This is a genomic window from Pectobacterium atrosepticum (assembly GCA_019056595.1).
In the GTDB taxonomy this organism is placed as follows: domain Bacteria; phylum Pseudomonadota; class Gammaproteobacteria; order Enterobacterales; family Enterobacteriaceae; genus Pectobacterium; species Pectobacterium atrosepticum.
The window spans coordinates 1,976,072-2,000,967 of sequence record CP036163.1 but is presented as its reverse complement, the minus strand read 5'-3'; the positions used below and the strand labels follow the sequence as shown (position 1 = coordinate 2,000,967).

The window sequence follows — 24,896 nt, the reverse complement described above, 5'->3', positions numbered from 1 at the left end:
ATTAACCCGCCGTATTATCGAAACGGAAAACGTCCTGACAGGCGGATTGCAGGCTCTCTGCGTTGTCATCCGTGGCACAGTTTTTCGTCCAGCGTGAAGCGCCCGTTTCGGCATCCCACACTGGCGTCAGAACAACACGCAGGCCTTGCAGAGTGGCTTGCCCTGTCAATGTAATTACCCCTTGGGCGACGCTAACGGCGCTGACGTAGCGTGAAGATTTACTGCCCGGAATACTCTGATTACCTGCGTTGCAGGCGGTAAATGCGGCATTTTCCAGACCGCAGAGATCGACTGGCGTTTTATAAGACACCATCGTTTGTAGCATGTCCGTCAGTGCCGCTTTTTGCAGATAGCCTTGATAGGCGGGGACGCCAATAGCGCTGAGGATGGCGATGATCGCAATGACGATCATCAGCTCAATCAGTGTGAATCCCTGTTGTTTTGTCATGTTGATTTCCCTGTTGTTGAATATAAATTTTGTGGCGCACAAATATGGCGATGCATAAATCCATATGAATGGCTGGCAGCATAGAAAAGGGAGTGAAGGCTGACGAGCGGGAAAAATGAAAACAGGAAAGCGCTACGACATGTTTTTAGGCATTTGCAGAGAATTAAAAAATTTTTGCAGGCAGGTACGCATTATTCACATTATCAAGACCGAACGTCCGTGTGGGACAGAAAGTCCGTATTGTTACGATGTTATGGGGAGGATGAGATGAAGAAATGCGAACGAGGTGCGGAATGGCACCTCGTCGGTAGAAATAGGGAAGCGATTAGATAAAGCGCATGGATAAGTCCATTGCCTGCACGTGCTTGGTTAACGCCCCCACTGAGATATAGTCCACGCCGGTTTCCGCATAGCCACGCAGCGTGTCTAGGGTGACATTGCCGGATATCTCCAGCAGCGCATGGCCTTGCGTTAAGCTCACGGCTTCCCGGATGTTATCCAGACTAAAATTATCCAACATGATGATATCTGCACCCGCTTCTAGCGCCTGCTGTAATTCATCCAGCGACTCGACTTCAACTTCTACCGGAACATCGCCGCGTAAAGACTGTGCTTTTTCTACCGCATTTTTGATTGAGCCCGCGGCGATGATATGGTTTTCCTTGATCAGGAAGGCATCGGATAAACCAAGCCGATGGTTGTCTCCGCCGCCGCATGATACGGCGTATTTCAGTGCAGTTCGCAGCCCCGGTAGCGTCTTGCGCGTATCTAGCAGCCGGGTGCGTGTTCCTTGTAGTACTGCAACATAGCGGCTGGTTTCGGTTGCGACGCCGGATAGCGTTTGCAGGAAATTTAGCGCCGTGCGTTCGCCCGTCAGAAGCTGTTTGGCTGGCCCTGTGATGTCACACAGCGTTTGGTTGGGGGTGATGGTTTCGCCATCGGCGACGTGCCAGACGATCGTTGTCGTGTTGCCCAATTGAGAAAAGACTTCCTCAAGCCAGCGCGTACCGCAGAATATACCCGCTTCACGCGTGATAATGCGTGCGCTGACGATCTCGTTATCGGGTAGCAGAAGCGCGGTAATGTCTTGGTTAGCATCGACGATGCCACCTAAATCTTCACGTAAGGCCAGTTGCACGCTGGTAGGGATATCTTGTGCAATACGAGCAAGCAAGGTTTTTTGGCGTTGTTCCTGACTGTAGCGACGCGTTGACATGGCAAAACTCCGAAGGGGGATTCGGAGGTCTATGCTACCTTGTTTATATCCGGACATCCAGAATGAATAATTATTATAATTCAGACTGTTACTGTTATTAACCTTCCGACGAACATGTGCATTCGCCGGAAAGAAAACATGATTTTAGAAGTTGTAACCGACGACCAGGTAGTAGCCCCAGCCGGTAGATTTCACTTCAAACGGGCCTTTGCCGAAATTGAGTTCTGCGCCATCAGCCCATTGGCCGCCATTGTGGAAATAACGTGCGACGAAAGAGTAGTGCCAGTGGTCGTAGCCCAGCGCCAAAATATGGCTGGAGGCAATGGAGTTGTTAGTGCGGCTTGAATTCGATTTATCACGCAGTTCTGAACCGAAATCGAAATTGGTGAAGCTGATATAAGAGACGTTACCGCCCATCAGAGAGCCCAGCGGGTAAGAGTATTTCACTTTTACGCGGTAGCCATCCCACTCATTTTCGTTCGCTGCGCCGTAGTTCTGCCATTGGTATTTGGCATAACCGTTCAATGAGAGAGACAGATCGGTGCCGGTATCAATATCGGTGCCTAAGCCCATGTACCAGGTGCTCTGGCGTGAACCACTATTGCGGCCCTGATCGTAGATAACGTTATTGGCGATGTACCATTCTTTAAACGGACCAAAGCTGAGGTCAGCTCCCGTCAGTTTATCAATAGAGAAGCGCGGTTCGATCTCGACAAACAGCGGAGAGCCTTTGTCCCAAATGCCGCGGCTGTCGGGATCACCACCGAAAAATTTAGGCACATCGGCGTAGCCGTAGAAATCGAACCAGTCTTTACGCGCAAATGCTTCGTATTCCAGGTAGGTCGTGCTGCTCAACTGCGGTCCGAAGCGCGTGTGGGCGCTGCCGACGACGTTAATGCTCTGATGCCACCAGTCGGACAGGTATTCGGCTTTATTGTCGTCAGCAAGGGCTGGCATTGAGCATGACAGTGCGAGCAAGGCACCTGCGGCGAAAGTTTTTTTCATGTTAAGTACCATAGTGTTAGACGTTATTTATGTCGTGCGTAAGACCGAAAAATAAGTTTTGGTAATATCTAAAAAAATCAGAAGATAATTTTGTCATGCATTCTAAGTAAAAATAGACGCAATGCACGAAAACGGTTGCCTTTTATTGCGCTATTACATTTGTTATGTGATTTTAATCACATAATGGTGTTGGGGATTTTACTTTGATAAAAAGGGCATCGGTATTAAGTATAGGCAGAAAGGCGACGGGAATATCACAAAACGAACGGTAAAACCTATTGATATCCAGTTGGATAGATAGGATGGTGTGAAACATGGTATCTTTGATACAAGGACTTTTGGCTCCAATTGTTTTACTCCTGAAATAGATTTTTCGCCTGATTCAGCCGGCTAACGATACGATGCGAGGTTATCGCCGATGCTTTTGGAAAATGGCTGGTTATCCGACATTACACACACGCCTTCGCCGCATTATGATGGTCGCCCAAATAATGAGGTGCCTTCCTTACTGGTGATTCACAATATCAGTCTGCCGCCCGGTGAGTTTGGTGGCCCGTATATTGATCAACTGTTTACCGCTACCTTGGATCCTACGGCGCATCCCTATTTCGCCGATATTTCCCATTTACGCGTAGCAGCCCACTGCCTGATCCGCCGCGACGGACAAACCACACAGTATGTGTCTTTCGATGAGCGTGCTTGGCATGCTGGTGTCTCGGTGTTTGAAGGACGTGAACGCTGCAATGATTTCTCTATTGGTATCGAGCTGGAAGGCACAGATACGCTGCCTTTTACCACGGAGCAATATCACGCTTTGGCTGCGATTACGCACCTATTAATGCGGGATTATCCCATCACGCCGTCGCGAATTACCGGGCATAGCGATATCGCTCCAGGCCGTAAAACCGACCCCGGCCCTGCATTTGACTGGGACGGCTATCATCGTTTGCTACAAGAAAACTGGACAGAGAACAAAGGGAGCCTAGACCAATGACGCTGTTTACACTGTTGCTTACGCTGGCATGGGAACGGTTGTTCAAACAGGGAGAGCACTGGCAGATCGATCACCGGCTTGAGGTGATATTTCGGCATGTTTCGCCTCCGTCTTTATTTCAAACGCTGTTCCTGACGCTGTGTAGTATGGGCGTGGTGGCTGCTCTGCTGTGGCTAACGAGCGGTATTCTGTTTGGCTTGATTTCTCTTTTGCTGTGGATCGTCATCAGCCTAATGTGCATTGGCGCGGGTGAAATTCGTCAGCACTATCGGCGTTATTTGCAGGCGGCGCAGCGCGGCGAGTCGGACGCCAGCCGTGAAATGGCGGCTGAACTGGCGTTGATTCACGGTCTGCCAGTGGGCACGAGCGAAAGTGAGCAATTGAAAGAACTGCAAAATGCATTGCTGTGGATAAACTTCCGGTTCTATTTAGCCCCGCTATTCTGGTTCGTCGTAGCTGGGCCTTACGGGCCGATTACGCTGATGGGATACGCATTTTTACGTGCCAGACAGAGTTGGCTGGCACGGCACCACACGCCGCTGGAACGCGCACAGTCCGGTGTTGATAGTTTGCTGCATTGGCTTGACTGGATTCCCGCTCGTTTGGCTGGTGCTGCTTACGCTTTGCTGGGCCACGGCGAAAAAGCGCTGCCAGCTTGGTTCGCATCGCTGGGGGATGCCCGCAGCTCGCAATACTGGGTGTTAACTCAGTTGGCTCAATTTTCTCTGGCGCGTGAATCCCACATTGAGCCTGTAGAAACGCCCAAAGCTGCTGTAACGCTGGCGAAAAAGGTGACGTTGGCGCTGGTGGTCGTGGTCGCACTCCTGACGATATACGGTGCGCTGGTCTGATTTCCCAACATACGCTCCAACGCACCCGTTTCTCGTTTATTGCCTGTCTGCGGGAGGTTCACCGAACGCCGGCATGCCGTTACGATCCCAGCTGAATGTTTTAATCCGGGTGTGGCGGTTCGGGTCATACAGCGGATCGCCTTCGATCTCTGTGTAATTGCGGGCATGGTAAACCAGCACATCCTCGCCCGTTTCTGTTTGGGTAAAGCTATTATGCCCCGGCCCAAATTGCCGGTTTTCCCAACTGGTGGTAAAGACCGGCTGCTGCGATTTATGCCAGCTTGTCGGGTTCAACAGATCGCTATCCGCATTCGCCCACAGTAAGCCGATACAGTAATTTTCATCGGTGGCACTGGCTGAATAGGTGATAAAGAGGCGTTCGCCGTGCTTAATGACGGCGGGGCCTTCGTTGACTTTAAAACCTATCACTTCCCACGGCAGTTCCGGTTTGCTCAACATGACGGGCGTGCCTTTCAGCGTCCACGGGTTTTCCATTTCCGCCAGATACAGATTCGAGTTGCCCGCAATGGCGGGATCTTTTTGCGCCCACAGATAGTAGCGCTTTCCACGATGTTCAAAGTGCGTGGCATCCAGTGAGAAGGTATCGAATTGCGTGTAAATCCGGCCTTTTTCAACCCAGTGGCCTGTAAGTGGATCGCTGTCTGCACATTCCAATACAAACATGCGGTGCTGGAATAACCCCTCCTTGATTTCCTCCGTCGGTGCTGCGGCGAAATAGATATACCATTTGCCATCAATTACATGCAGTTCCGGTGCCCAAATCAGTGCGCTTAAGGGGCCGTGTTCATGCTTGCGCCAGATCGTCACCGGGGTAGCGTGGGGAAGTGCTTCCAGCGAGCTGGCCCGACGAATTTCGAGCCGATTGTATTCGGGGACTGAGGCAATAAAATAGTACTGACCATCTGTATGACGAAGAATAAAAGGGTCTGCCCGTTGCTCAATCAGTGGGTTAGGCCATTGATGTGGGTTCATCATTCTTTCCTCCTGTTTTTACGTTGAGTGCCGGACCGCCGTGGCTATCGCTCAGTTCTCGATAGTTATTACGGCGCTTTTCCAGATCAATTTGTATTTGTTGCATGAGCTGGCGATCGACTTTCAGTAAACGCACAATGCCTGCGGTGATCAAATAACCTACGCCGGGAATGATGGTGAACAACATAATGATGCCATTCATTGCCTCTGCATTTTGCTGTTTGGCATTGGCATCATAGCCATAGTAGGACAGTAGGAAGCCCACCATGGCCCCCGCAATCGCCAGCCCGACTTTCAGGAAGAACAGATTGCCTGAGAAACTAATCCCCGTGATGCGCTTGCCCGTTTTCCACTCGCCATAGTCATCCACATCAGCCATCAGAGACCAGTGGAGCGGTGAAGGGATCTGATGCAGGATATTCAGCAGGAAGTACATCACCAGAATAAAACTGGTGAGATGAGGGTTGAAGAAATAGAAGGCGCTGGAAAAGATCGCCAGTGCGATGTTGACCCAGAAAAACACTTTCAGCTTGCAGAAACGGTCGGTAAGCGGCTTTGCTAACGCGCTGCCGAACATCATGCCGACTACGCCGAGACTGATAAACAGGCTGGCGAATGAGACTGATTTTTCCATCACCCAGGTGACGTAGTACATCGTGGCCGCCATGCGAATAAATCCGGGGCAGACGTTGCACAAGGTTAACAGCAGGATCCGCGGCCATTGGTCGTTTTTCCAGACGTCTCTCAGATCCGCTTTCAGTGCATCATTGGTAGGGATGGCAGGTTTGATCCGTTCCTGAACCGTGGCAAAGCAAAACAGAAACATGAATAAGGCAATAATCGCCATTACGCCCATCGACATTTGGTAGCCGCGTGCTTTGTCCTCACCGCCGAACCACTCGACCATTGGCAGTAACGTTGAGGAGAGAATGAGCGTGGCGATACCGACCATAATGAAGCGGTATGATTGACAGGAAACCCGCTCATGCGGGTCCGCGGTGATCACGCCACCCAGCGAGCAGTAAGGGATGTTGATCGCGGTGTAGGTCAGCGACATCAGGAAATAGGTGACGAAGGCATAGATGACTTTGCCGTTGTAGCTCCAGTCCGGTGTGGTAAACATGAGTACGCTGAACAGAACGTAGGGTACGCAAACCCAAAGCAGGTAAGGCCGAAAGCGACCCCATCGACTTTGGGTTCGATCGGCGATCGCGCCCATAATCGGATCCGTGACGGCATCGATAACGCGGATGGAGAGTAGCAGGGTGCCGACCAAGGCGGGCGATAGCCCATAGATATCCGTGTAGAAATAGCTCAGAAATAGCATGATGGCTCCGCCAATCATGTTGCATCCTGCGTCACCCATTCCGTAGCCGATCTTTTCTTTAACTGACAGTGCGTTGTTCTTCATGAATACGACTCCTGTGCTTAACGTGTAAACACGATTATTCCCTTCGCTAGGGATAAAAGAGCGTATGAAATCGGTTGCAAAAATGGACAAATGGGTCGGGTGGGGCAAAGTGTGATGGATATAGCAAATATGAAAATGGCCGACAGAGTCGGCCATGGAAAAGAATGGGATAGGGTATGAACGCTGAGGCTTACTTCGCCTGATTTTTCTTTTTGATGAAGTAGCCCACGCCCAGAATAATCAGCCAGACTGGAATCAGCATGACGGAAATCTGAATGCCCGGCGTCAGGAACATGATGACCAGTATACCCGCCAGGAACAGCAGGCAAATGTAGTTACCCAGCGGATAAAGCAGCGCTTTAAACTTGGTCACTGTGCCTTCTTTATCCTTCTGCGCACGGAATTTCAGGTGCGCTAAGCTGATCATCGCCCAGTTAATCACGAGAGCAGACACAACCAGTGCCATTAATAGCTCGAACGCTTTGCCGGGAATAAGGTAGTTGATCAGTACACAGAGCGCCGTCGCCAGCGCAGAGATACCGATAGCAACAACGGGAACGCCACGGCTATCGATGGTTTCCAGTACTTTCGGTCCATTCCCCTGTTTCGCCAGCCCGAACAGCATGCGGCTGTTGCAATAAACACAGCTGTTGTACACCGATAGCGCTGCGGTCAGTACCACGACGTTCAGTATTGTCGCCACGACGTTGCTGTTCAGCTCATGGAAGATCATGACGAACGGACTACCGCCTTCCACCACTTTGCCCCATGGGTAAAGTGACAGCAGGATAGCGAGTGAACCGATGTAGAAAATCAGAATACGGTAGATAACTTGATTGGTGGCGCGCGGAATGCTTTTCTCTGGGTCATCCGCTTCTGCTGCGGTAATCCCGACCAGTTCGAGGCCACCAAATGAGAACATGATAACGGCCATTGCCATAACCAGACCTAGCCCGCCATTGGGGAAGAATCCGCCCTGCGCCCACAGATTGGTTACGGTTGCTTCCGGCCCGCCTGTACCACTGATTAGCAGCCAGCCACCAAAGGCGATCATGCCAATAATCGCTGCGACTTTGATGATGGCAAACCAGAACTCCATCTCACCGTAGACTTTGACGTTCGCCAGATTGATGGCGTTAATCAGCAGGAAGAAGACGGCGGCGGACACCCAAGTCGGAATGTCTGGCCACCAGTACTGAACGTAAATCCCTACGGCGCTGAGTTCGGCCATGGCGACCAGAACATACAACACCCAGTAATTCCATCCAGATGCAAAACCAGCGAAATCGCCCCAATATTTATAAGCAAAGTGGCTGAACGATCCGGCTACCGGCTCTTCCACCACCATCTCACCCAGTTGGCGCATAATGAGAAACGCGATCAGGCCGCCAATTGCATAGCCTAACAGGACCGATGGCCCAGCCATTTTAATTGTTTGCGCAATACCCAGAAAGAGGCCAGTACCTACCGCGCCACCCAAGGCAATCAACTGAATATGACGGTTTTTTAAACCACGCTTTAGCGTGCCGTCCGTTTGTTGATTATCCATCAAATTTAACCCTCTGCCAGTGCAAGTAAAAAACACGGTGTGAACGAACACACGTATTAGTGACTGTACGTTTGTGTAATTTTATTTTTACGGAATGGTATTTCTTAAAATAAGAAAATATCTACCGTTTGCCAGAGAATAGTGGTAAGTGCGCAAGATTGCACTGATTTCTTATAGTCTGATAACTAAAAACTATCGTGACATCAAAATTGTTATTCCTCCTTAATTGAACCCCTAATGATGAGAGAACCGATGGAGAATTTGAGGGGTAATACCTCTTTGGGCTTACTCCCTTTTATTATCTCTTTATCCCCGCGGTAAGAATGATGTTTACCCTGTTAGGGAGCTATTGGTAATTCCGCTATCTTTGTAAGAATAAAAAGTCTTATTTTTTGAATAATAATTCACTATTTGTGCATTTAAACGGTTCAGCATTGCCTGCTTTACGTTTCAAAAAAGTTAAAATATAGACAGGGGGGATTAATGGTCATACCACAGGCGGGCTATCACTTTGCCGCATGTTTCTCGTGCAATTGTTAAAATCTGTTGGGATTGGTGATTTAGCTCAAGGTCCTTATGGACAGAAGGTGAATACTTTGTTACTTTAGCGTCACGTTTTTGAAATTGGTATTACCAATTGACTCCGCGCCATTCGCAGAGAAGAATTCACTATGGCATACAGCAAGATCCGTCAGCCCAAACTGTCAGATGTGATTGAACAGCAGCTGGAGTTTCTGATCCTTGAGGGAACCTTGCGCCCCGGCGAGAAGCTCCCACCGGAGCGCGAACTGGCAAAACAGTTCGATGTTTCCCGCCCTTCTCTGAGAGAAGCCATTCAACGCCTGGAAGCCAAAGGTCTCCTTTTGCGCCGTCAGGGTGGTGGTACCTTCGTTCAAGCCAATCTATGGCAAAGTGTCAGCGATCCGCTGGCAGAATTACTGAGCACACATCCCGAATCACAGTTCGATCTTCTGGAAACGCGTCATGCGCTGGAAGGCATTGCTGCCTACTATGCTGCGTTGCGTGGCACAGAGTCGGATCTGCAACGTATCCGGGATTGTCATGCCGTGATTGAGAAGGCGAGGGAAGCGGGCGATCTGGACGCCGAGTCAGAAGCCGTTATGCAGTATCAGGTTGCTGTAACAGAAGCCACGCATAATGTGGTTTTGCTGCATTTGGTGCGCTGTATGGGGCCGATGCTCGAACAGAACGTGAGGCAGAATTTTGAATTGCTTTATTTGAGCCGTGAAGTGCTGGCTCAGGTGAGCGTTCATCGCGCCAGCATTTTTGAGGCTATTGTTGCCCGTGAGCCAGAAAAGGCGCGCGAAGCATCACATCGCCATCTGGCGTTTATTGAGGAAGTATTGCTGGATCTTAACCGGGAACATAGTCGGCGCGAGAGATCGCTGCGTCGGCTCCAGCAACGCAGGGATTGAGCATCCGTACTTTGGGGCTCTGAATGCGGCAATGACGACGATGAGCCTGTCTTCATGCGTTTTGCTTATGGCGAAACCTAAGCCAGAATGCAGGAAGACAGGCTCCAATAAACTAACTGATTAAAGAAGATAAGGAATAACCATGTCAGATCGTTTAAATAATGACGTGGATCCGATCGAAACCCGCGACTGGCTGCAGGCGATCGAATCGGTCATCCGTGAAGAGGGTGTTGAGCGCGCTCAGTTCCTGATAGATCAGGTCTTGAGTGAAGCACGTAAAGGCGGCGTAAGTGTTGCTGCTGGTCTGGCTGCGCGTCAATACGTCAACACCATCGCTGTGGAAGACGAACCGGAATACCCAGGTGATCTGGATCTGGAAAGCCGTATTCGCTCAGCGATTCGCTGGAACGCGATCATGACTGTGTCGCGTGCCTCGAAAAAAGATCTGGATCTGGGCGGCCACATGGCTTCTTTCCAGTCTTCCGCCACATTCTACGAAGTGTGCTTCAACCACTTCTTCCGTGCTCGCAATGCGCAGGACGGCGGCGACCTGGTCTACTTCCAGGGCCACATTTCTCCGGGCGTTTACGCTCGTGCCTTCCTTGAAGGCCGTCTGACTGAAGATCAGATGAACAACTTCCGTCAGGAAGTTCACGGTAAAGGTCTGTCTTCTTATCCGCATCCTAAACTGATGCCGGAATTCTGGCAGTTCCCGACCGTTTCTATGGGTCTGGGCCCGATTGGCTCGATCTACCAGGCTAAATTCCTGAAATATCTGGAACACCGCGGCCTGAAAGACACCTCTAAGCAAACCGTTTATGCCTTCCTGGGCGACGGTGAAATGGATGAACCAGAATCCAAAGGTGCGATCACCATCGCGACCCGTGAAAAACTGGACAACCTGGTCTTCGTTATCAACTGTAACCTGCAACGTCTGGATGGCCCAGTTACCGGTAATGGCAAAATCATTAACGAACTGGAAGGCATCTTCAGCGGTGCTGGCTGGGATGTTATCAAGGTTATCTGGGGCGGACGTTGGGACGAACTGCTGCGTAAAGACACCAGCGGTAAACTGATCCAACTGATGAACGAAACCGTTGACGGTGACTACCAGACTTTCAAATCCAAAAATGGTGCCTATGTGCGTGAGCACTTCTTCGGTAAATATCCGGAGACGGCTGCACTGGTTAAAGACTGGACCGACGATCAAATTTGGGCACTGAACCGTGGTGGTCACGATCCGAAGAAAGTCTACGCTGCACTGAAAAAAGCGCAGGCGACCAAGGGCAAACCTACAGTTATTCTGGCGCATACCATTAAAGGTTATGGTATGGGCGACGCGGCTGAAGGTAAAAACATCGCTCACCAGGTTAAGAAAATTAACATGGAAGGCGTGCGTTACTTCCGCGATCGTTTCAACGTGCCAGTTAGCGATGAAAACATCGAAAAACTGCCGTACATCACCTTTGATAAAGATTCTGCAGAGTACAAATACCTGCACGAGCGTCGTCAGGCACTGGAAGGCTACCTGCCAACCCGTCAGCCTAACTTCAGCGAAAAGCTGGAACTGCCAACGCTGGAAGATTTCCGCACGCTGCTGGAAGAGCAGAATAAAGAAATCTCCACCACGATCGCTTTCGTTCGTGCTCTGAACGTGATGCTGAAGAACCCGTCTATCAAAGATCGTCTGGTTCCAATCATCGCCGATGAAGCGCGTACCTTCGGTATGGAAGGTCTGTTCCGTCAGATCGGTATTTACAGCCCGAACGGTCAGCAGTACACCCCGCAGGACCGTGAGCAGGTTGCTTACTACAAAGAAGACGAAAAAGGTCAGATCCTGCAAGAAGGGATCAACGAACTGGGCGCAGGTTCTTCCTGGCTGGCGGCGGCAACGTCTTACAGCACCAACGATCTGCCAATGATCCCGTTCTACATCTACTACTCCATGTTCGGTTTCCAACGTATCGGCGATCTGTGCTGGGCAGCGGGTGACCAACAGGCGCGTGGCTTCCTGATCGGTGGTACTTCTGGTCGTACAACGCTGAACGGCGAAGGTCTGCAGCACGAAGATGGTCACAGCCACATTCAGTCTCTGACTATCCCGAACTGTATTTCTTACGATCCGTCCTACGCTTATGAAGTGGCTGTCATCATGCATGACGGTCTGAACCGTATGTACGGTGAAGCGCAAGAAAACATTTACTACTACATCACCACGCTGAACGAAAACTACCACATGCCTGCGATGCCGCAGGGTGCGGAAGAAGGTATCCGTAAGGGTATCTACAAGCTGGAAACGGTTGAGGGTAGCAAAGGTAAAGTTCAGCTGCTGGGCTCTGGTTCTATCCTGCGTCACGTTCGTGAAGCGGCTCAGATTCTGGCGAAAGACTACGGCATCGGTTCTGACGTATTCAGCGTAACCTCCTTCACTGAACTGGCACGTGAAGGCCAGGATTGTGAGCGTTGGAACATGCTGCATCCGACCGAAACGCCGCGCGTACCTTACGTGGCTCAGGTACTGAGCGATGCGCCAGCGGTTGCATCTACTGACTACATGAAGCTGTTTGCTGAGCAAATCCGTAACTTCATCCCGGCGAGCGATTACCGCGTACTGGGTACTGACGGTTTCGGTCGTTCTGACAGCCGTGAGAACCTGCGTCACCACTTCGAAGTGGATGCGTCTTACGTCGTGGTTGCGGCTCTGGGTGAACTGGCTAAACGCGGTGAAATCGATAAGAAAGTGGTTGCAGATGCCATCACTAAATTCAACATCGATGCAGATAAAGTTAACCCGCGTCTGGCATAAGAGGTAAAGATTACATGGCTATCGAAATCAACGTACCGGACATCGGTGCAGATGAAGTTGAAGTCACCGAAGTGCTGGTGAAGGTTGGCGACAAAGTTGAAGCTGAACAGTCGCTGATCACGGTTGAAGGTGATAAGGCTTCTATGGAAGTCCCTTCTCCGCAGGCGGGTGTCGTGAAAGAGATTAAAGTCTCTGTCGGTGACAAAGTTGAAACCGGCAAACTGATCATGATTTTCGATTCCGCCGACGGTGCAGCTGACGCTGCACCTGCTAAGGCAGAAGAGAAGAAAGAAGCCGCTCCGGCTGCTGCACCTGCGGCCTCCGCGGCGAAAGAAGTTAACGTACCGGATATCGGCGGTGACGAAGTTGAAGTGACCGAAGTACTGGTTAAAGTGGGCGACACTGTTGCTGCTGAACAATCTCTGATCACTGTAGAAGGCGACAAAGCTTCTATGGAAGTTCCGGCACCTTTCGCCGGTACGGTTAAAGAGATCAAAATCAGCAATGGCGATAAAGTCTCTACCGGTTCTCTGATCATGGTCTTCGAAGTGGCGGGCAGCGCACCTGCAGCCTCAGCAGAGAAAACTGAAGCGGCACCTGCTGCTGCACCAGCGGCCTCTGCGGCGAAAGAAGTTAACGTACCAGATATCGGCGGCGACGAAGTTGAAGTGACTGAAGTGATGGTTAAAGTCGGCGATAAAATCGCGGCTGAGCAATCACTGATCACCGTTGAAGGCGACAAGGCTTCGATGGAAGTCCCTGCGCCGTTTGCGGGTACGGTTAAAGAAATCAAAATCAGCACCGGCGATAAAGTTAAAACCGGCTCACTGATCATGGTCTTCGAAGTCGAAGGCGCTGCACCAGCTCCGGCTGCTAAGCAGGAAGCGGCTGCACCGGCTCCGACGGCAAAATCTGCTGCTGCACCGGCAGCGAAAGCGGAAGGCAAGGGCGAGTTCGCTGAGAATGACGCTTACGTTCACGCGACGCCGGTTATCCGTCGTCTGGCACGTGAATTCGGCGTGAATCTGGCGAAAGTGAAGGGTTCTGGTCGTAAAGGCCGTATCCTGCGCGAAGACGTTCAGGCTTACGTGAAAGATGCCGTGAAACGAGCTGAAGCTGCGCCAACTGCTGCCGCTGGCGGCGGTCTGCCGGGCATGCTGCCATGGCCGAAAGTCGATTTCAGCAAGTTTGGTGAAGTTGAAGAAGTGGAACTGGGCCGTATCCAGAAAATCTCTGGTGCTAACCTGAGCCGTAACTGGGTGATGATCCCGCACGTTACGCACTTCGATAAAACTGACATCACCGATCTGGAAGCGTTCCGCAAACAGCAGAACGTGGAAGCTGAGAAGCGCAGACTGGATGTGAAAATCACCCCAGTTGTCTTCATCATGAAAGCCGTTGCTGCTGCGCTTGAGCAAATGCCTCGTTTCAACAGTTCACTGTCTGAAGATGCTCAACGTCTGACGCTGAAGAAATACATCAACATCGGTGTAGCAGTTGATACCCCGAATGGTCTGGTGGTTCCAGTGTTCAAAGACGTGAACAAGAAAGGTATCGTCGAACTGTCTCGTGAATTGATGGCGATCTCCAAGAAAGCACGTGACGGTAAGCTGACCGCTGGCGAAATGCAGGGCGGGTGCTTCACTATCTCCAGCCTGGGCGGTATCGGGACTACGCACTTTGCGCCGATCGTCAATGCGCCGGAAGTTGCTATTCTTGGTGTGTCTAAGTCCGCGATGGAACCGGTCTGGAATGGTAAAGAGTTCACTCCGCGTCTGATGATGCCGATGTCTCTCTCCTTCGACCACCGAGTCATTGACGGTGCTGATGGTGCTCGCTTCATTACCATTATTAACAATACGTTGTCTGACATCCGCCGTCTGGTGATGTAATCGAAAAGCCGGCCTGACGGCCGGCTTTTTTCTGATAAGCTGTTATTTGTTACAGCTGTCAGTGATCAAGGACAAATCGTTAGTCGCTTGTTGTTTCAAAATTGTTAACGATTTTGTAAACTACAGTGGCAAAGACACGTCCCGGTGGAAGAGGGCGTTATTAAAAATGCGCCCTAAATCTGAATGATGACGGGTGTGACGTCACAGACCCGCCGGAAATCAATTAAGAGGTCATGATGAGTACTGAAATTAAAGCTCAGGTAGTGGTACTTGGTGCCGGCCCCGCGGGTTACTCTGCTGCATTCCGCGCGGCGGATTTGGGTCTGGAAACCGTACTGGTAGAGCGCTACTCCACGCTGGGTGGGGTGTGTCTGAATGTGGGTTGTATTCCTTCCAAAGCCCTGCTGCACGTCGCTAAAGTCATTGAAGAAGCCAAAGCACTGGCGGAACACGGTATCGTGTTCGGTGAACCTAAAACCGACATTGATAAAATCCGTCTGTGGAAAGAAAAAGTCATCAACCAACTGACCGGTGGTCTGGCTGGTATGGCGAAAGGCCGTAAAGTTAAGGTCGTTAACGGTCTGGGCAAATTTACGGGTGCCAACACGCTGGAAGTTGACGGTGAAAACGGCAAAACGACAATCAACTTCGATAACGCGATTATCGCTGCGGGTTCACGTCCGATCCAACTGCCTTTCATTCCTCATGATGACCCGCGTGTATGGGATTCTACCGATGCGCTGGAGCTGAAAAGCGTCCCAGAACGTCTGTTGGTTATGGGCGGCGGTATCATCGGTCTGGAAATGGGTACGGTTTACCATGCTCTGGGTTCACAGATCGACGTCGTTGAAATGTTCGATCAAGTGATTCCGGCCGCTGACAAAGATGTCGTTAAGGTCTTCACCAAGCGTATCAGCAAGCAGTTCAATCTGATGCTGGAAACCAAAGTGACGGCAGTAGAAGCCAAAGAAGACGGCATCTATGTGACGATGGAAGGCAAAAAAGCGCCAGCCGAGCCACAGCGTTACGATGCAGTTCTGGTTGCTATCGGTCGTGTACCGAACGGTAAAAATCTGGATGCAGGTAAAGCGGGCGTGGAAGTTGACGATCGCGGCTTCATCCATGTTGATAAACAAATGCGCACCAACGTGCCGCACATCTACGCTATCGGCGACATCGTCGGTCAGCCGATGCTGGCGCACAAAGGCGTGCATGAAGGCCATGTTGCTGCCGAAGTGATCTCCGGTAAGAAACACTACTTCGATCCGAAAGTGATTCCTTCTATCGCCTATACCGAACCGGAAGTCGCGTGGGTGGGTCTGACTGAGAAAGAAGCCAAAGAGAAAGGCATCAGCTACGAAACCGCGATCTTCCCATGGGCGGCGTCTGGCCGTGCTATCGCGTCTGATTGCGCTGAAGGTATGACCAAACTGATTTTCGACAAAGAAACACATCGTGTTATCGGTGGTGCGATTGTCGGTACTAACGGTGGTGAACTGTTAGGCGAAATCGGTCTGGCGATCGAAATGGGTTGTGATGCGGAAGATATCGCGCTGACCATCCATGCGCACCCGACGCTGCATGAGTCTGTTGGTCTGGCTGCTGAAATCTTTGAAGGCAGCATCACTGACCTGCCGAACCCGAAAGCGAAGAAGAAGTAAGCTCTCTCAGGTTCGAATAGCGTAAATCTAATCCGGTACCGTAAAGGTGCCGGATTTTTTTTGCCTGTGGCACTGGATCATTGGGTTAACTGTTTCCCAGCTCTGCCATGGCGCAATGTTTGTTTGGGAATGCTACCGCGTAAATTGGCTAATAAATACGCATGATGTTTGGTATTATAGGCCCCAACGACGAGCAACAGGCTATGCTTACAATGTCACCAGTACTCAACGATAGCGGGAGTTTTGATATGGCGATTCTTCCAATGTCATATAGCCCCGCCACTATGGCGCGGGAATATCGGAAAATTGGCGAAACGAGTGTGAACGGTCGCGCTGTGGATATTTATATCCATAATGAGCGGCATCACGGCGTTGCCATATATGGAGAGCCTGATGACGTTAACGGTGATTTACGGCATGTTGTCGTCGCAAAAATTGACCTGAAATCCCGTAACAGCGATGACGAAACTGAAACTATTTTGGCGGTCATCGGTTATTACGAGAACCTGCAACTGGTGGATGACAACCTTGCTCAGGTTGAAGGTGTGATTGTCACTAAACGTGAACGAAACGCCAATGTCGCTAGCGCTATGTATAAGGCGCTCATTAATGACGGCATCGTGCTGGTGAGTGATAACGTTCAATTCCCTGGTGGGAAGGCGTTGTGGGCACGTATGGCACGTAAAGAGGTTGGTATTCAGGTATTTGTATTCGACTCAGAACAGCGTGCTTTCTGGCCGTATGACGGAGAACGAATCCGATACGATGGTCGTAGTATTCCCGAAAGCGATATCTGGAGCCTTGCACCGAATGAATCGCGAAAAGGGGTTGTGCTGGTGGCTGAACGCAAACGAGACGAATCAGTAGCCTGATGTCGTCCTACTACTGCGATAAATTTTTTTGCCTATGGCTTCGCAGAATACACGTTCCGTCCGTTTATTTTTAGCCACGTCAATTACAATCAAACCTCAAAAAAGAAACGATGTTTTATTTTTGAGGTTATGATGAATCTTAATGTCTTACGCTCTTCTGTCTTGCTACTGGCGGCGTTGCTTGCCAGCCCTTCACTGATGGCTAACGATATGAACCCTCACTCTCAAATAGCGGCGGATCAGGCGGTGACGGATGAAGGGCTGCCTTCATTTTATCCGCAGCTTAAACAGCAGATGACCTACTCCGACTCCTGGCTATCTGGGAACTTTGCAGATTTTAGCCAGTGGCAATCCCAGTCGAGAAAAACGCTACGTTCGCTGCTTCTGACGCCTGACTCTACTAAAGACTTTGCGCCTCAGGCGATTGAAAAACAGGATCGCGGCAGTTACACTGCAGAGAAAGTCGCCTTCAACCTCACTGATGAAAGTCGTGTAGACGCACTGCTCCTAACACCAAAAAGCGCGGGGCCGCATCCGGCGGTGATCCTGCTGCATGACCACGGCGCCAAGTTTGATATCGGCAAAGAGAAGATGATCAAACCATGGGGCAATAACGAACAGCTAGCTTCTGCACAGGCGTGGGCCGATAAGTTTTTCACCGGTCGTTTTGTCGGGGATGAACTGGCGAAGCGGGGCTATGTGGTATTGGCGGTGGATGCGCTCGGCTGGGGAGCGCGCGGCCCGATAAAATATGAGCAGCAGCAGGCGCTGGCGAGCAATTTCTTTAATCTTGGGCGTTCACTCGCCGGTCTGATGGCCTACGAAGATATGCGGGCGACGGATTTTCTGGCATCGCTTGAACAGGTTGACAAACAACGTATCGGCGTCGTTGGTTTTTCAATGGGTGCGTATCGTGCCTGGCAGCTAGCAGCGCTGTCCGACAAGGTAGCGGCAACCGCGGCGGTATCTTGGATTGGTACATACGACGGGTTAATGACGCCGGGTAATAACGTACTCAGAGGGCAGTCGGCATTCTATATGCTGCATCCGGGGCTTTCGACGCGCTTTGATTTCCCGGATGTGGCGAGCGTGGCGGCACCGAAGCCGATGCTGTTGTTTAACGGTGGTAAAGATAAGCTGTTCCCGACGATCTCGGTTGAGGATGCCTACGCCAAAATGCACAAGGTGTGGCAATCCCAACAGGCGGAAAGCAAGCTGCAAACCAAGATCTGGCCTGAACTGGGACATGTTTTCTATCAGGAACAGCAGGACGAAGTCTTTAGCTTTCTGGATCAATGGTTAAAGCCCGCATCCCGTTAAACCAGTATTTTGTTAAAACAACAGCCCAAGTAAATAGCGAAGATCGCCTTCTTGCCGTAATGTGCAACGATCGGCGATCTGGTTACTGTCGAGATGCGCCAGAGAACCGATGGTTTGCTGCAATTTGGCTCGCAGATCGGTGGGGCGTGCCGATGTTTCCTGACGCGTTGTGCGCTGAATTAGGGCGCTACCGTCACGCAAATGCAGCGTAACTTCATGAAAACGCGCTTCTGGGTCAAGCTCATCGGGTGGCGCGGTTTCATCGGTGCGGCGTATGACTCGATTCGCCAGTGCGGCGATCGCTGCTTCAACTGGCGCTTCTGAAAAATGCGTCAGCTTTAGTTCCCCTTCAATCAGTGCCGCCGCAATCACATATTCCAGACTGAATCGTGCCTCGACGCCGTTGGTCGCGTTACGGATAAAAGGAGCAACGTCGCCACCCGGTGGGAAGGTCACCGTGATACTTTCGATGGCGTCTGCCAGATCGGCATCCGCGCCGTTCTGCTTATGCCACTGCTCCCGTAGTGCAAACGCGGCTTCGGCGGCGCTGTGGGTTCCACCACAGGTTGGGTAGCGTTTGAATTCCAGACCGGGGGAAAGAATGCGCCACGGCGCTCCCCAGTTTTCAACCAGCAGCGCTGGCTGCTGTTTTTGATCGCCATGCGCGGCAAGAAACGCCTCAATTACCAACTGCTTGTTGCCCTCGAAGCCTGCTAATCCCATCTTAACGGCGGTTAATCCTGCTCTGGCGGCAAGTCCGGCGTGTAGCGGTTTGACCGCCGAACCAAACTGCGCTCTCAGCCCTGCGGCCTGTGTGGCGGCTAAGCCAAGAATGGTTTGTGTCTGTTCTACCGACGCGCCAGCCAGACGTGCAGCGGCGGCGGCGGCGGCGATAGCGCCGAGCGTTGCTGTGTTGTGGTAACCGAGGCTGTAATGGCGCGGGCCGCATGCCAACCCGATTCTGCCAGCGGCTTCTACGCCTATCACATAGGCCGTCAAAAATGCGTCTTCCGTAACGGACGAATCCTCCGCGGCAAGGGCAAACAGCGCGGGAAGAATAACGGTGCTGGGGTGGCCGCGAAACGCCGGATGATAATCGTCAAAATCCAGTACGTGGCCGGCATAACCCAAAATCAGACTTCGCGTCAGGCTGTCCGTGCCGCTGAATACCTGCTTTAACGGCGCGAGCCCGCTATCGGCAATCGCACCCTGTGCGATCGGGAGCGCGGTGGAGATGAAGTCAGTCACCCCTTCACGGGCGGCATCAATCGCGTCTTGGTTTGGCTCGCTATGGATAATGTGGTGGGCAAGCGTTGCGGTGATATCAGTCTGATTGGTCATGAGTTGTCAGGCATCTTGGCAGAAAAATACTAATTTACTGTGTATCGCCAAATGGCGATTAATAACCAAACGGAATAATAAATTCCATTTGGTTATTAACGAGCGGAATCAGAAGCGGTCTTTTAGCTGCCCGGGTGTAATGCCGAATGCACGGCGTAGCGCGGTGGCAAAGTTGGCGGGGCTGTTGTAACCCGCGATGCTGGCCGCCTGTGCAATACCGATGCCGTCTTTTTGCAAGGCTAGCATGGCGCGTTGTAGGCGACAGTTACGCAGGTATTCGAAAACGCTCATATTGAACGTTTGGCGAAAATGGCGCTGCAGCGTGCTTTCACTCATGTTGACGCTTTTAGCGATTTCACTCATTGAAAGATGATCGGCGCTACCGCTCTCCAGCATGTCTCTGATCTGCTGGATACGATGGTAACCGCGTAAGGTGACACCGCTGCTTTTCTCCTGTGCCACGCTGGCGGTCAGTGAAGTAAAGGCTTCGATAATCAGGCTCATGCACTGCGTTTCCAGATAAAGGCGCTGGAGCGGCGTTTGGCAAGGATTAGCATCCAGCGTTTGTAAGGCAATTGCCCGCGCCTGCCGGGACGGTGTCCATAAGTGTGTCGCAAGGTGGGTCTGCGTGAAATCGTGGATGGCCTGCCAGTCGCCAACGGTATCCATCATATTGCCGTACAACCATTCCCTATCGAACGTCAGCGTAATGGTGCGTTCATATTCATCACGCTTACCGATGCGGGTAAACATCGTCGGTTCCGTCAGCGCAATCAGCGAAGCTGGCTGGCTCTCTCCCAGATGCAGTTCCTGATGGCCAAATGAAATATGCGCATTGCCGCTCACCACAATGGCTAGCTTGATCGCGCTATCCAGCAGGTTTTGGGTTTTCATGTTGTGACGATTAATCACATCCGCAGTATGCAGGATCAGATGCGGATTGAGCTGCACAACCGTGAAAGACCCAAATAGCACCGGCGTGTTATCGATCAACCGGGGACCAATAAAACGGTAATTATTCGCGACCAGACTCGATTGCTGAACGATGTGATCTTTGAAGATCGGCTTTGATGACTGAGTGAAGCTGCGCACGTGATTACCTACCTGATTAAACCCTTCGACCTGCGCCTTCCATTTTGATGCTTTGGCAAAACATTTTGCTGCTAGAGCAAACCCCGTCCTGAATGACAAATGTAACAATGACCGCGCCAAAATGGTAATGCAAATACTTCTCAATAGCATTTTTCGTTGGAGAGGTCACATTGCACGATAAATGTATTTTCCATTTCCGGCAATGCGGAGAAAAGGGCTGATTGACTACACACAGTATTTCATAACAACGATACGTGATGCCCCGTTTGTATGACGCTTCTCTCCCGATAACCGCCATGTCTGCGCGTTTTATCTCCGCCGTTATTCAGCGCCTTTGCTGATGGTCGTTAGGTGTCGCTGCACCAATCACGATGCTGAACCTTTTTCAGGCTACTTATTCATTTCTTACAGGGCAGGATAATTTTGATGAAATTACCACAATCGCGCCGTTATCTGGCGACGCTCATTGGCGTTAGCTGCGGGATGACTTCGTTTCTGAGTGCGGCGCAGACCTCGACCATTCCTTCAACAGAACCTGCCCCTCAGGTGCAGAATCAGGCCGAAAGCAGTCCATCGGGCGATACGATGGTGGTGACGGCTGCGGAGCAAACGCGTCAAGCTCCAGGTGTATCGGTGATTACGGCTGAGGATATCAGCAAGCGCCCGCCCGCTAACGATCTGTCAGAACTCATTCGCACCATGCCGGGCGTAAACCTGTCCGGTAACTCAACCAGCGGCCAGCGTGGTAACAATCGCCAGATCGATATCCGCGGCATGGGACCAGAAAACACCCTGATTCTGGTGGATGGCAAGCCGGTGTCGAGCCGTACAGAAGTGCGTTATGGCTGGCGTGGCGAGCGTGATACCCGCGGTGACACCAACTGGGTGCCTGCTGATATGGTGGAGCGCATTGAAGTGCTGCGCGGCCCAGCGGCGGCGCGCTATGGTAACGGCGCAGCGGGCGGTGTGGTCAACATCATCACCAAACAGCCGATGCAAGAATGGCACGGTACCTGGAATACTTATCTGAACGCGCCGGAACATAGCGCGGAAGGTGCGACCAAGCGTACCGATTTCAGCCTGATGGGCGGCCTGACCGATAGCCTGAGCTTCCGCCTCTACGGTAATCTGAATAAAACCGAGGCTGATGCGCGCGATATTAATGAAGGACATCAGTCAGCGCGTGCCGGTAATCAGTCCGCTTCACTGCCTTCTGGGCGTGAAGGGGTGCGCAACAAAGATATCAGCGGCCTGCTACGTTGGGATATGACTAAGCAGCAGTCGCTGGAGTTTGAAGCCGGCTCCAGTCGTCAGGGCAATATCTATGCGGGCGATTCGCAAAATACCAATACTAATCCGCTTGTCGTAAGCAATTATGGCAAGGAAACTAACCGTATGTACCGCCAGAATTTTGCGGTCACGCATCGCGGCTACTGGGACAGCGGCGTCAGCTCTACGTCGTATCTGCAATACGAGCGTACGCACAATACCCGCATCCTTGAGGGACTGTCTGGCGGTTTAGAAGGTATTTTTGATACGACGAGTCCGAACCAATATGGCACGATAAAGCTGGATAATTTCACTGCGCATAACGAAGTGAATCTTCCGCTCAATGTCTGGGTCGATCAGGTGCTAACGTTCGGGGTTGAGTGGAACGAACAGAAGATGAAGGATCCAGTTTCTAACTCGCAGACGACAACTGAAGCGGGCAGTGTGGGTTCTCTTAGTAGTGGTGGCCGTAGTGAGCGATCCTCTGCTCGTCTGGCTTCCGCTTTCGTGGAAGATAATATCCAACTGACGCAAAGCACCATGTTGACACCGGCGCTGCGTGTCGATAATCACAGCACGGCAGGCACCAACTGGAGCCCGTCGCTCAACCTAGCGCAGGAATTGGGTGACGATTACACGTTGAAGCTGGGTATCGCCCGCGCTTACAAAGCGCCGAATCTGTACCAGACTAACGAGAACTACATCCTTTATAGCCGTGGACAAGGTTGTTCTGGCGGTACTGCTTGCTACCTGATCGGCAATGAAGACCTGAAAGCGGAAACCAGCCTGAATAAAGAGATTGGTTTAGAGTTTCACCGCGACGGTTTGATTGCTGGTATCACCTACTTCCACAATGATTACCGCAACAAAATTGAATCAGGAAACAATGTCATTGGTAACGCTGTAGGTGGAAACAATACGGGTCGCAACAACGCCAATATCTTCCAATGGGGAAATGTACCGAAAGCCGTCATTCAAGGATTGGAAGGTAACCTGACCGTTCCTGTCACAGAGACGATCAACTGGCGTAATAACCTGACCTGGATGCTGGAATCAAAAAATAAAACCACGGGCGATTATTTGTCGATTACGCCGGAATTTACCCTGAATTCATCGGTGGACTGGCAGGCGACGGAGAAGCTTTCCTTCTTGGCTGATGTGACCTGGTATGGTCGTCAGAAACCGAAGATGTATAACTATAAAGGCGATCGCGTAACCGGTAGCGCAACCAATGAATTAAGCCCTTATGCGCTGTTCGGATTAAGCAGTAGCTACAAATTTAATAAGAATCTGAGCGTGACAGGGGGGATCGATAACCTGTTTGATAAGCGGCTGTTCCGTGCCGGTAATGCGCAGGATGTGGTGAACAACAACGTTGTCACCATTGCGGGTGCAGGTGCGGCAACGTACAACGAACCGGGACGGACTTTCTTTGTCAGCGTGAATACGTCGTTCTAGATCTTATACCCGTCATACTGAGTCGCAAACGCTACGGGAAATCCCGTGGCGTTTTTTATGGCGCGCCATCCCTGCGAGCCGTTGCGGCGCAACGTTAAAAATTTCTCCCAGAAATTTTTTATTATCGCTATCAGGGACAGAAAAGGGCTTTTAAGGTGGCGACGATTTTTTCTACGTCGTGATTTTCGATGCGGTAGTGCAGCGTTTGTGATTCGCGTCGATAGCTAATCAGCCCTTCCTCACGCATTTTCGCCAGATGTTGCGAGAGAGCGGACTGACTCAGCGGGATGTGTTCAAGCAGCGCACCAACTGACATTTCTCTGTGCTCGATAAGCAAGCAAAGTACCAGCAGCCTGTTTTCGTTGCCAATCGCGCGCAGCAATGCCGCGGCTTTTGCCGCACCGTCCTGCATGAATTCCCGATCCGCATTGCTCAACGCCATATTCATACCATCCTGCGCGACTGACTAATTTAGTGATATCTAATGTATTGAGCTTACCATATCATTGCCACATTTCTCCCCAACTTGACTGGTAACGTCAGAGAAAAAATGCAGGCTAGGGCTTTTGTTTGATGACGTTATTGGCGCCGCTAGACGAGAATTGCGGCTCTGTTCCGCCCCATGATAGGCGGTTACTGATGCCATTGAAGGAGACCAGAGCAGGCCCTTTAAAATCCAAATCGAGATGATGTTCTGTGCCAGTTACGTTCACCTTTACTGGCTTATCATCGGCAATAATGTGAGTGCGGATCGTGTTTTTATAGGCGGCGACGGTCAGGTCTCCGGTTGATTGACCTGTAACGGCAATCTCGGAACCGGTCACGGTAAGGGATGTCGCGGTATCGAATGTTACGTTGTGCTCGGAACCCGTGACGGAAATAGCGGCACATTTGCCTGTGAGTGCGATGTTATTGCCGTTGCCTGAAATACTGACATCATTGCCATTGCAAGGAATATCGCGTGTTAAGCCGATACCCTCCAGCTCAATAGGTGCGGCATAGACAGATGCGGTGAACGCCAGAAGTGTGGCAGAAATCACGTGCATATATCGTTTCATCTTCATGGAGTCTTTCCTGTTATCAATGAAGCCATCCGGCATCATTGCCGTGGGGGCACCTATCATCTGTTAACACTTATTCAGACTCTATTGCGAACATTCTGATTATCGCTGCGTCTTTAGACGATGCTTAATCACGTTATATTGTTAAAAACCCACATATTGCATGGTTAAATCAGCATAGTTAGTGTGCGCTGTCAGGGGCATGCTATTCTGCTGATGTC

General features: G+C 51.2%; 19 protein-coding genes. 9 read left to right on the top strand and 10 right to left on the bottom strand.

The annotated features are described in order from the left end of the window. Position 1: 1 nt before the first annotated feature. The 3 genes from DCX48_09670 to DCX48_09660 form a co-directional block, all read right to left on the bottom strand. Positions 2-448 (bottom strand): prepilin peptidase-dependent pilin, encoded by a 447-nt coding sequence (locus DCX48_09670; protein ID QXE14745.1) that lies wholly within the window; start codon positions 446-448, stop codon positions 2-4. 325 nt (positions 449-773) lie between these two features. Further along, positions 774-1,664: a carboxylating nicotinate-nucleotide diphosphorylase gene (locus tag DCX48_09665; GenBank protein ID QXE14744.1), complete on the bottom strand. Its 891-nt coding sequence runs from the start codon at positions 1,662-1,664 to the stop codon at positions 774-776. A gap of 144 nt (positions 1,665-1,808) precedes the next feature. Beyond that, the gene (locus DCX48_09660) at positions 1,809-2,669 is read right to left on the bottom strand and encodes a nucleoside-specific channel-forming protein Tsx (protein ID QXE14743.1); all 861 of its coding nucleotides are present in this window, start codon (positions 2,667-2,669) and stop codon (positions 1,809-1,811) included. 418 nt (positions 2,670-3,087) lie between these two features. On the opposite strand from DCX48_09660, the gene ampD reads away from it, so the two are divergent. Next, positions 3,088-3,663, top strand: a complete 576-nt coding sequence (ampD, locus tag DCX48_09655; GenBank protein ID QXE14742.1) for a 1,6-anhydro-N-acetylmuramyl-L-alanine amidase AmpD — start codon at positions 3,088-3,090, stop codon at positions 3,661-3,663. Continuing rightward, positions 3,660-4,514, top strand: a complete 855-nt coding sequence (gene ampE / locus DCX48_09650; protein QXE14741.1) for a beta-lactamase regulator AmpE — start codon at positions 3,660-3,662, stop codon at positions 4,512-4,514. The genes ampD and ampE overlap by 4 nt, the downstream gene beginning before the upstream one ends. A 36-nt stretch (positions 4,515-4,550) precedes the next feature. Here ampE and DCX48_09645 read toward each other — a convergent pair whose 3' ends face one another. The 3 genes from DCX48_09645 to DCX48_09635 form a co-directional block, all read right to left on the bottom strand. Continuing rightward, entirely contained in the window at positions 4,551-5,510 is a 960-nt protein-coding gene (locus DCX48_09645) for an alpha-N-arabinofuranosidase (GenBank protein ID QXE14740.1), read from the bottom strand. Beyond that, on the bottom strand, positions 5,485-6,918 hold the full coding sequence (locus DCX48_09640; protein ID QXE14739.1) for an MFS transporter: 1,434 nt from the start codon (positions 6,916-6,918) through the stop codon (positions 5,485-5,487). Before DCX48_09640 ends, DCX48_09645 begins: the two co-directional genes overlap by 26 nt. A gap of 190 nt (positions 6,919-7,108) precedes the next feature. Beyond that, positions 7,109-8,467, bottom strand: coding sequence for an amino acid permease (locus DCX48_09635; GenBank protein ID QXE14738.1), 1,359 nt, complete (start codon positions 8,465-8,467; stop codon positions 7,109-7,111). A gap of 671 nt (positions 8,468-9,138) precedes the next feature. Here DCX48_09635 and pdhR point away from each other — a divergent pair. The 6 genes from pdhR to DCX48_09605 all read left to right on the top strand — a co-directional run bounded on the left by pdhR (position 9,139) and on the right by DCX48_09605 (position 18,454). Then, complete coding sequence (gene pdhR / locus DCX48_09630; protein QXE14737.1) at positions 9,139-9,903, top strand: pyruvate dehydrogenase complex transcriptional repressor PdhR; 765 nt, start codon at positions 9,139-9,141, stop codon at positions 9,901-9,903. Between the two features lie 142 nt (positions 9,904-10,045). Then, a complete protein-coding gene (gene aceE / locus DCX48_09625) occupies positions 10,046-12,709 on the top strand; it encodes a pyruvate dehydrogenase (acetyl-transferring), homodimeric type (GenBank protein ID QXE14736.1) in 2,664 nt (887 codons plus the stop codon). A 14-nt stretch (positions 12,710-12,723) separates the two neighbouring features. Continuing rightward, positions 12,724-14,601, top strand: a complete 1,878-nt coding sequence (locus DCX48_09620) for a pyruvate dehydrogenase complex dihydrolipoyllysine-residue acetyltransferase (protein ID QXE14735.1) — start codon at positions 12,724-12,726, stop codon at positions 14,599-14,601. Positions 14,602-14,837: 236 nt separating this feature from the next. After that, positions 14,838-16,262 carry a dihydrolipoyl dehydrogenase gene (gene lpdA / locus DCX48_09615; GenBank protein ID QXE14734.1) on the top strand — a complete coding sequence of 475 codons (1,425 nt, stop codon included), beginning with the start codon at positions 14,838-14,840 and terminating at the stop codon, positions 16,260-16,262. 248 nt (positions 16,263-16,510) lie between these two features. Then, positions 16,511-17,134: a hypothetical protein gene (locus tag DCX48_09610; protein QXE14733.1), complete on the top strand. Its 624-nt coding sequence runs from the start codon at positions 16,511-16,513 to the stop codon at positions 17,132-17,134. A 132-nt stretch (positions 17,135-17,266) separates the two neighbouring features. Beyond that, positions 17,267-18,454 carry an alpha/beta fold hydrolase gene (locus DCX48_09605; protein ID QXE17206.1) on the top strand — a complete coding sequence of 396 codons (1,188 nt, stop codon included), beginning with the start codon at positions 17,267-17,269 and terminating at the stop codon, positions 18,452-18,454. 12 nt (positions 18,455-18,466) lie between these two features. Here the strand turns inward: DCX48_09605 and DCX48_09600 are convergent, their stop codons facing one another. Both DCX48_09600 and DCX48_09595 read right to left on the bottom strand, forming a co-directional pair. After that, the gene (locus DCX48_09600) at positions 18,467-19,795 is read right to left on the bottom strand and encodes an immunity protein (GenBank protein QXE14732.1); all 1,329 of its coding nucleotides are present in this window, start codon (positions 19,793-19,795) and stop codon (positions 18,467-18,469) included. 108 nt (positions 19,796-19,903) lie between these two features. Then, a complete protein-coding gene (locus tag DCX48_09595; protein ID QXE14731.1) occupies positions 19,904-20,887 on the bottom strand; it encodes an AraC family transcriptional regulator in 984 nt (327 codons plus the stop codon). 426 nt (positions 20,888-21,313) lie between these two features. Here DCX48_09595 and DCX48_09590 point away from each other — a divergent pair, with 426 nt between their 5' ends. After that, on the top strand, positions 21,314-23,614 hold the full coding sequence (locus tag DCX48_09590; protein ID QXE14730.1) for a TonB-dependent siderophore receptor: 2,301 nt from the start codon (positions 21,314-21,316) through the stop codon (positions 23,612-23,614). A gap of 130 nt (positions 23,615-23,744) precedes the next feature. On the opposite strand, the gene DCX48_09585 is transcribed toward DCX48_09590, so the two are convergent. Next, complete coding sequence (locus DCX48_09585; GenBank protein QXE14729.1) at positions 23,745-24,056, bottom strand: transcriptional regulator; 312 nt, start codon at positions 24,054-24,056, stop codon at positions 23,745-23,747. A gap of 115 nt (positions 24,057-24,171) precedes the next feature. Continuing rightward, positions 24,172-24,678, bottom strand: coding sequence for a DUF3060 domain-containing protein (locus DCX48_09580; protein ID QXE14728.1), 507 nt, complete (start codon positions 24,676-24,678; stop codon positions 24,172-24,174). Positions 24,679-24,896: the final 218 nt, after the last annotated feature.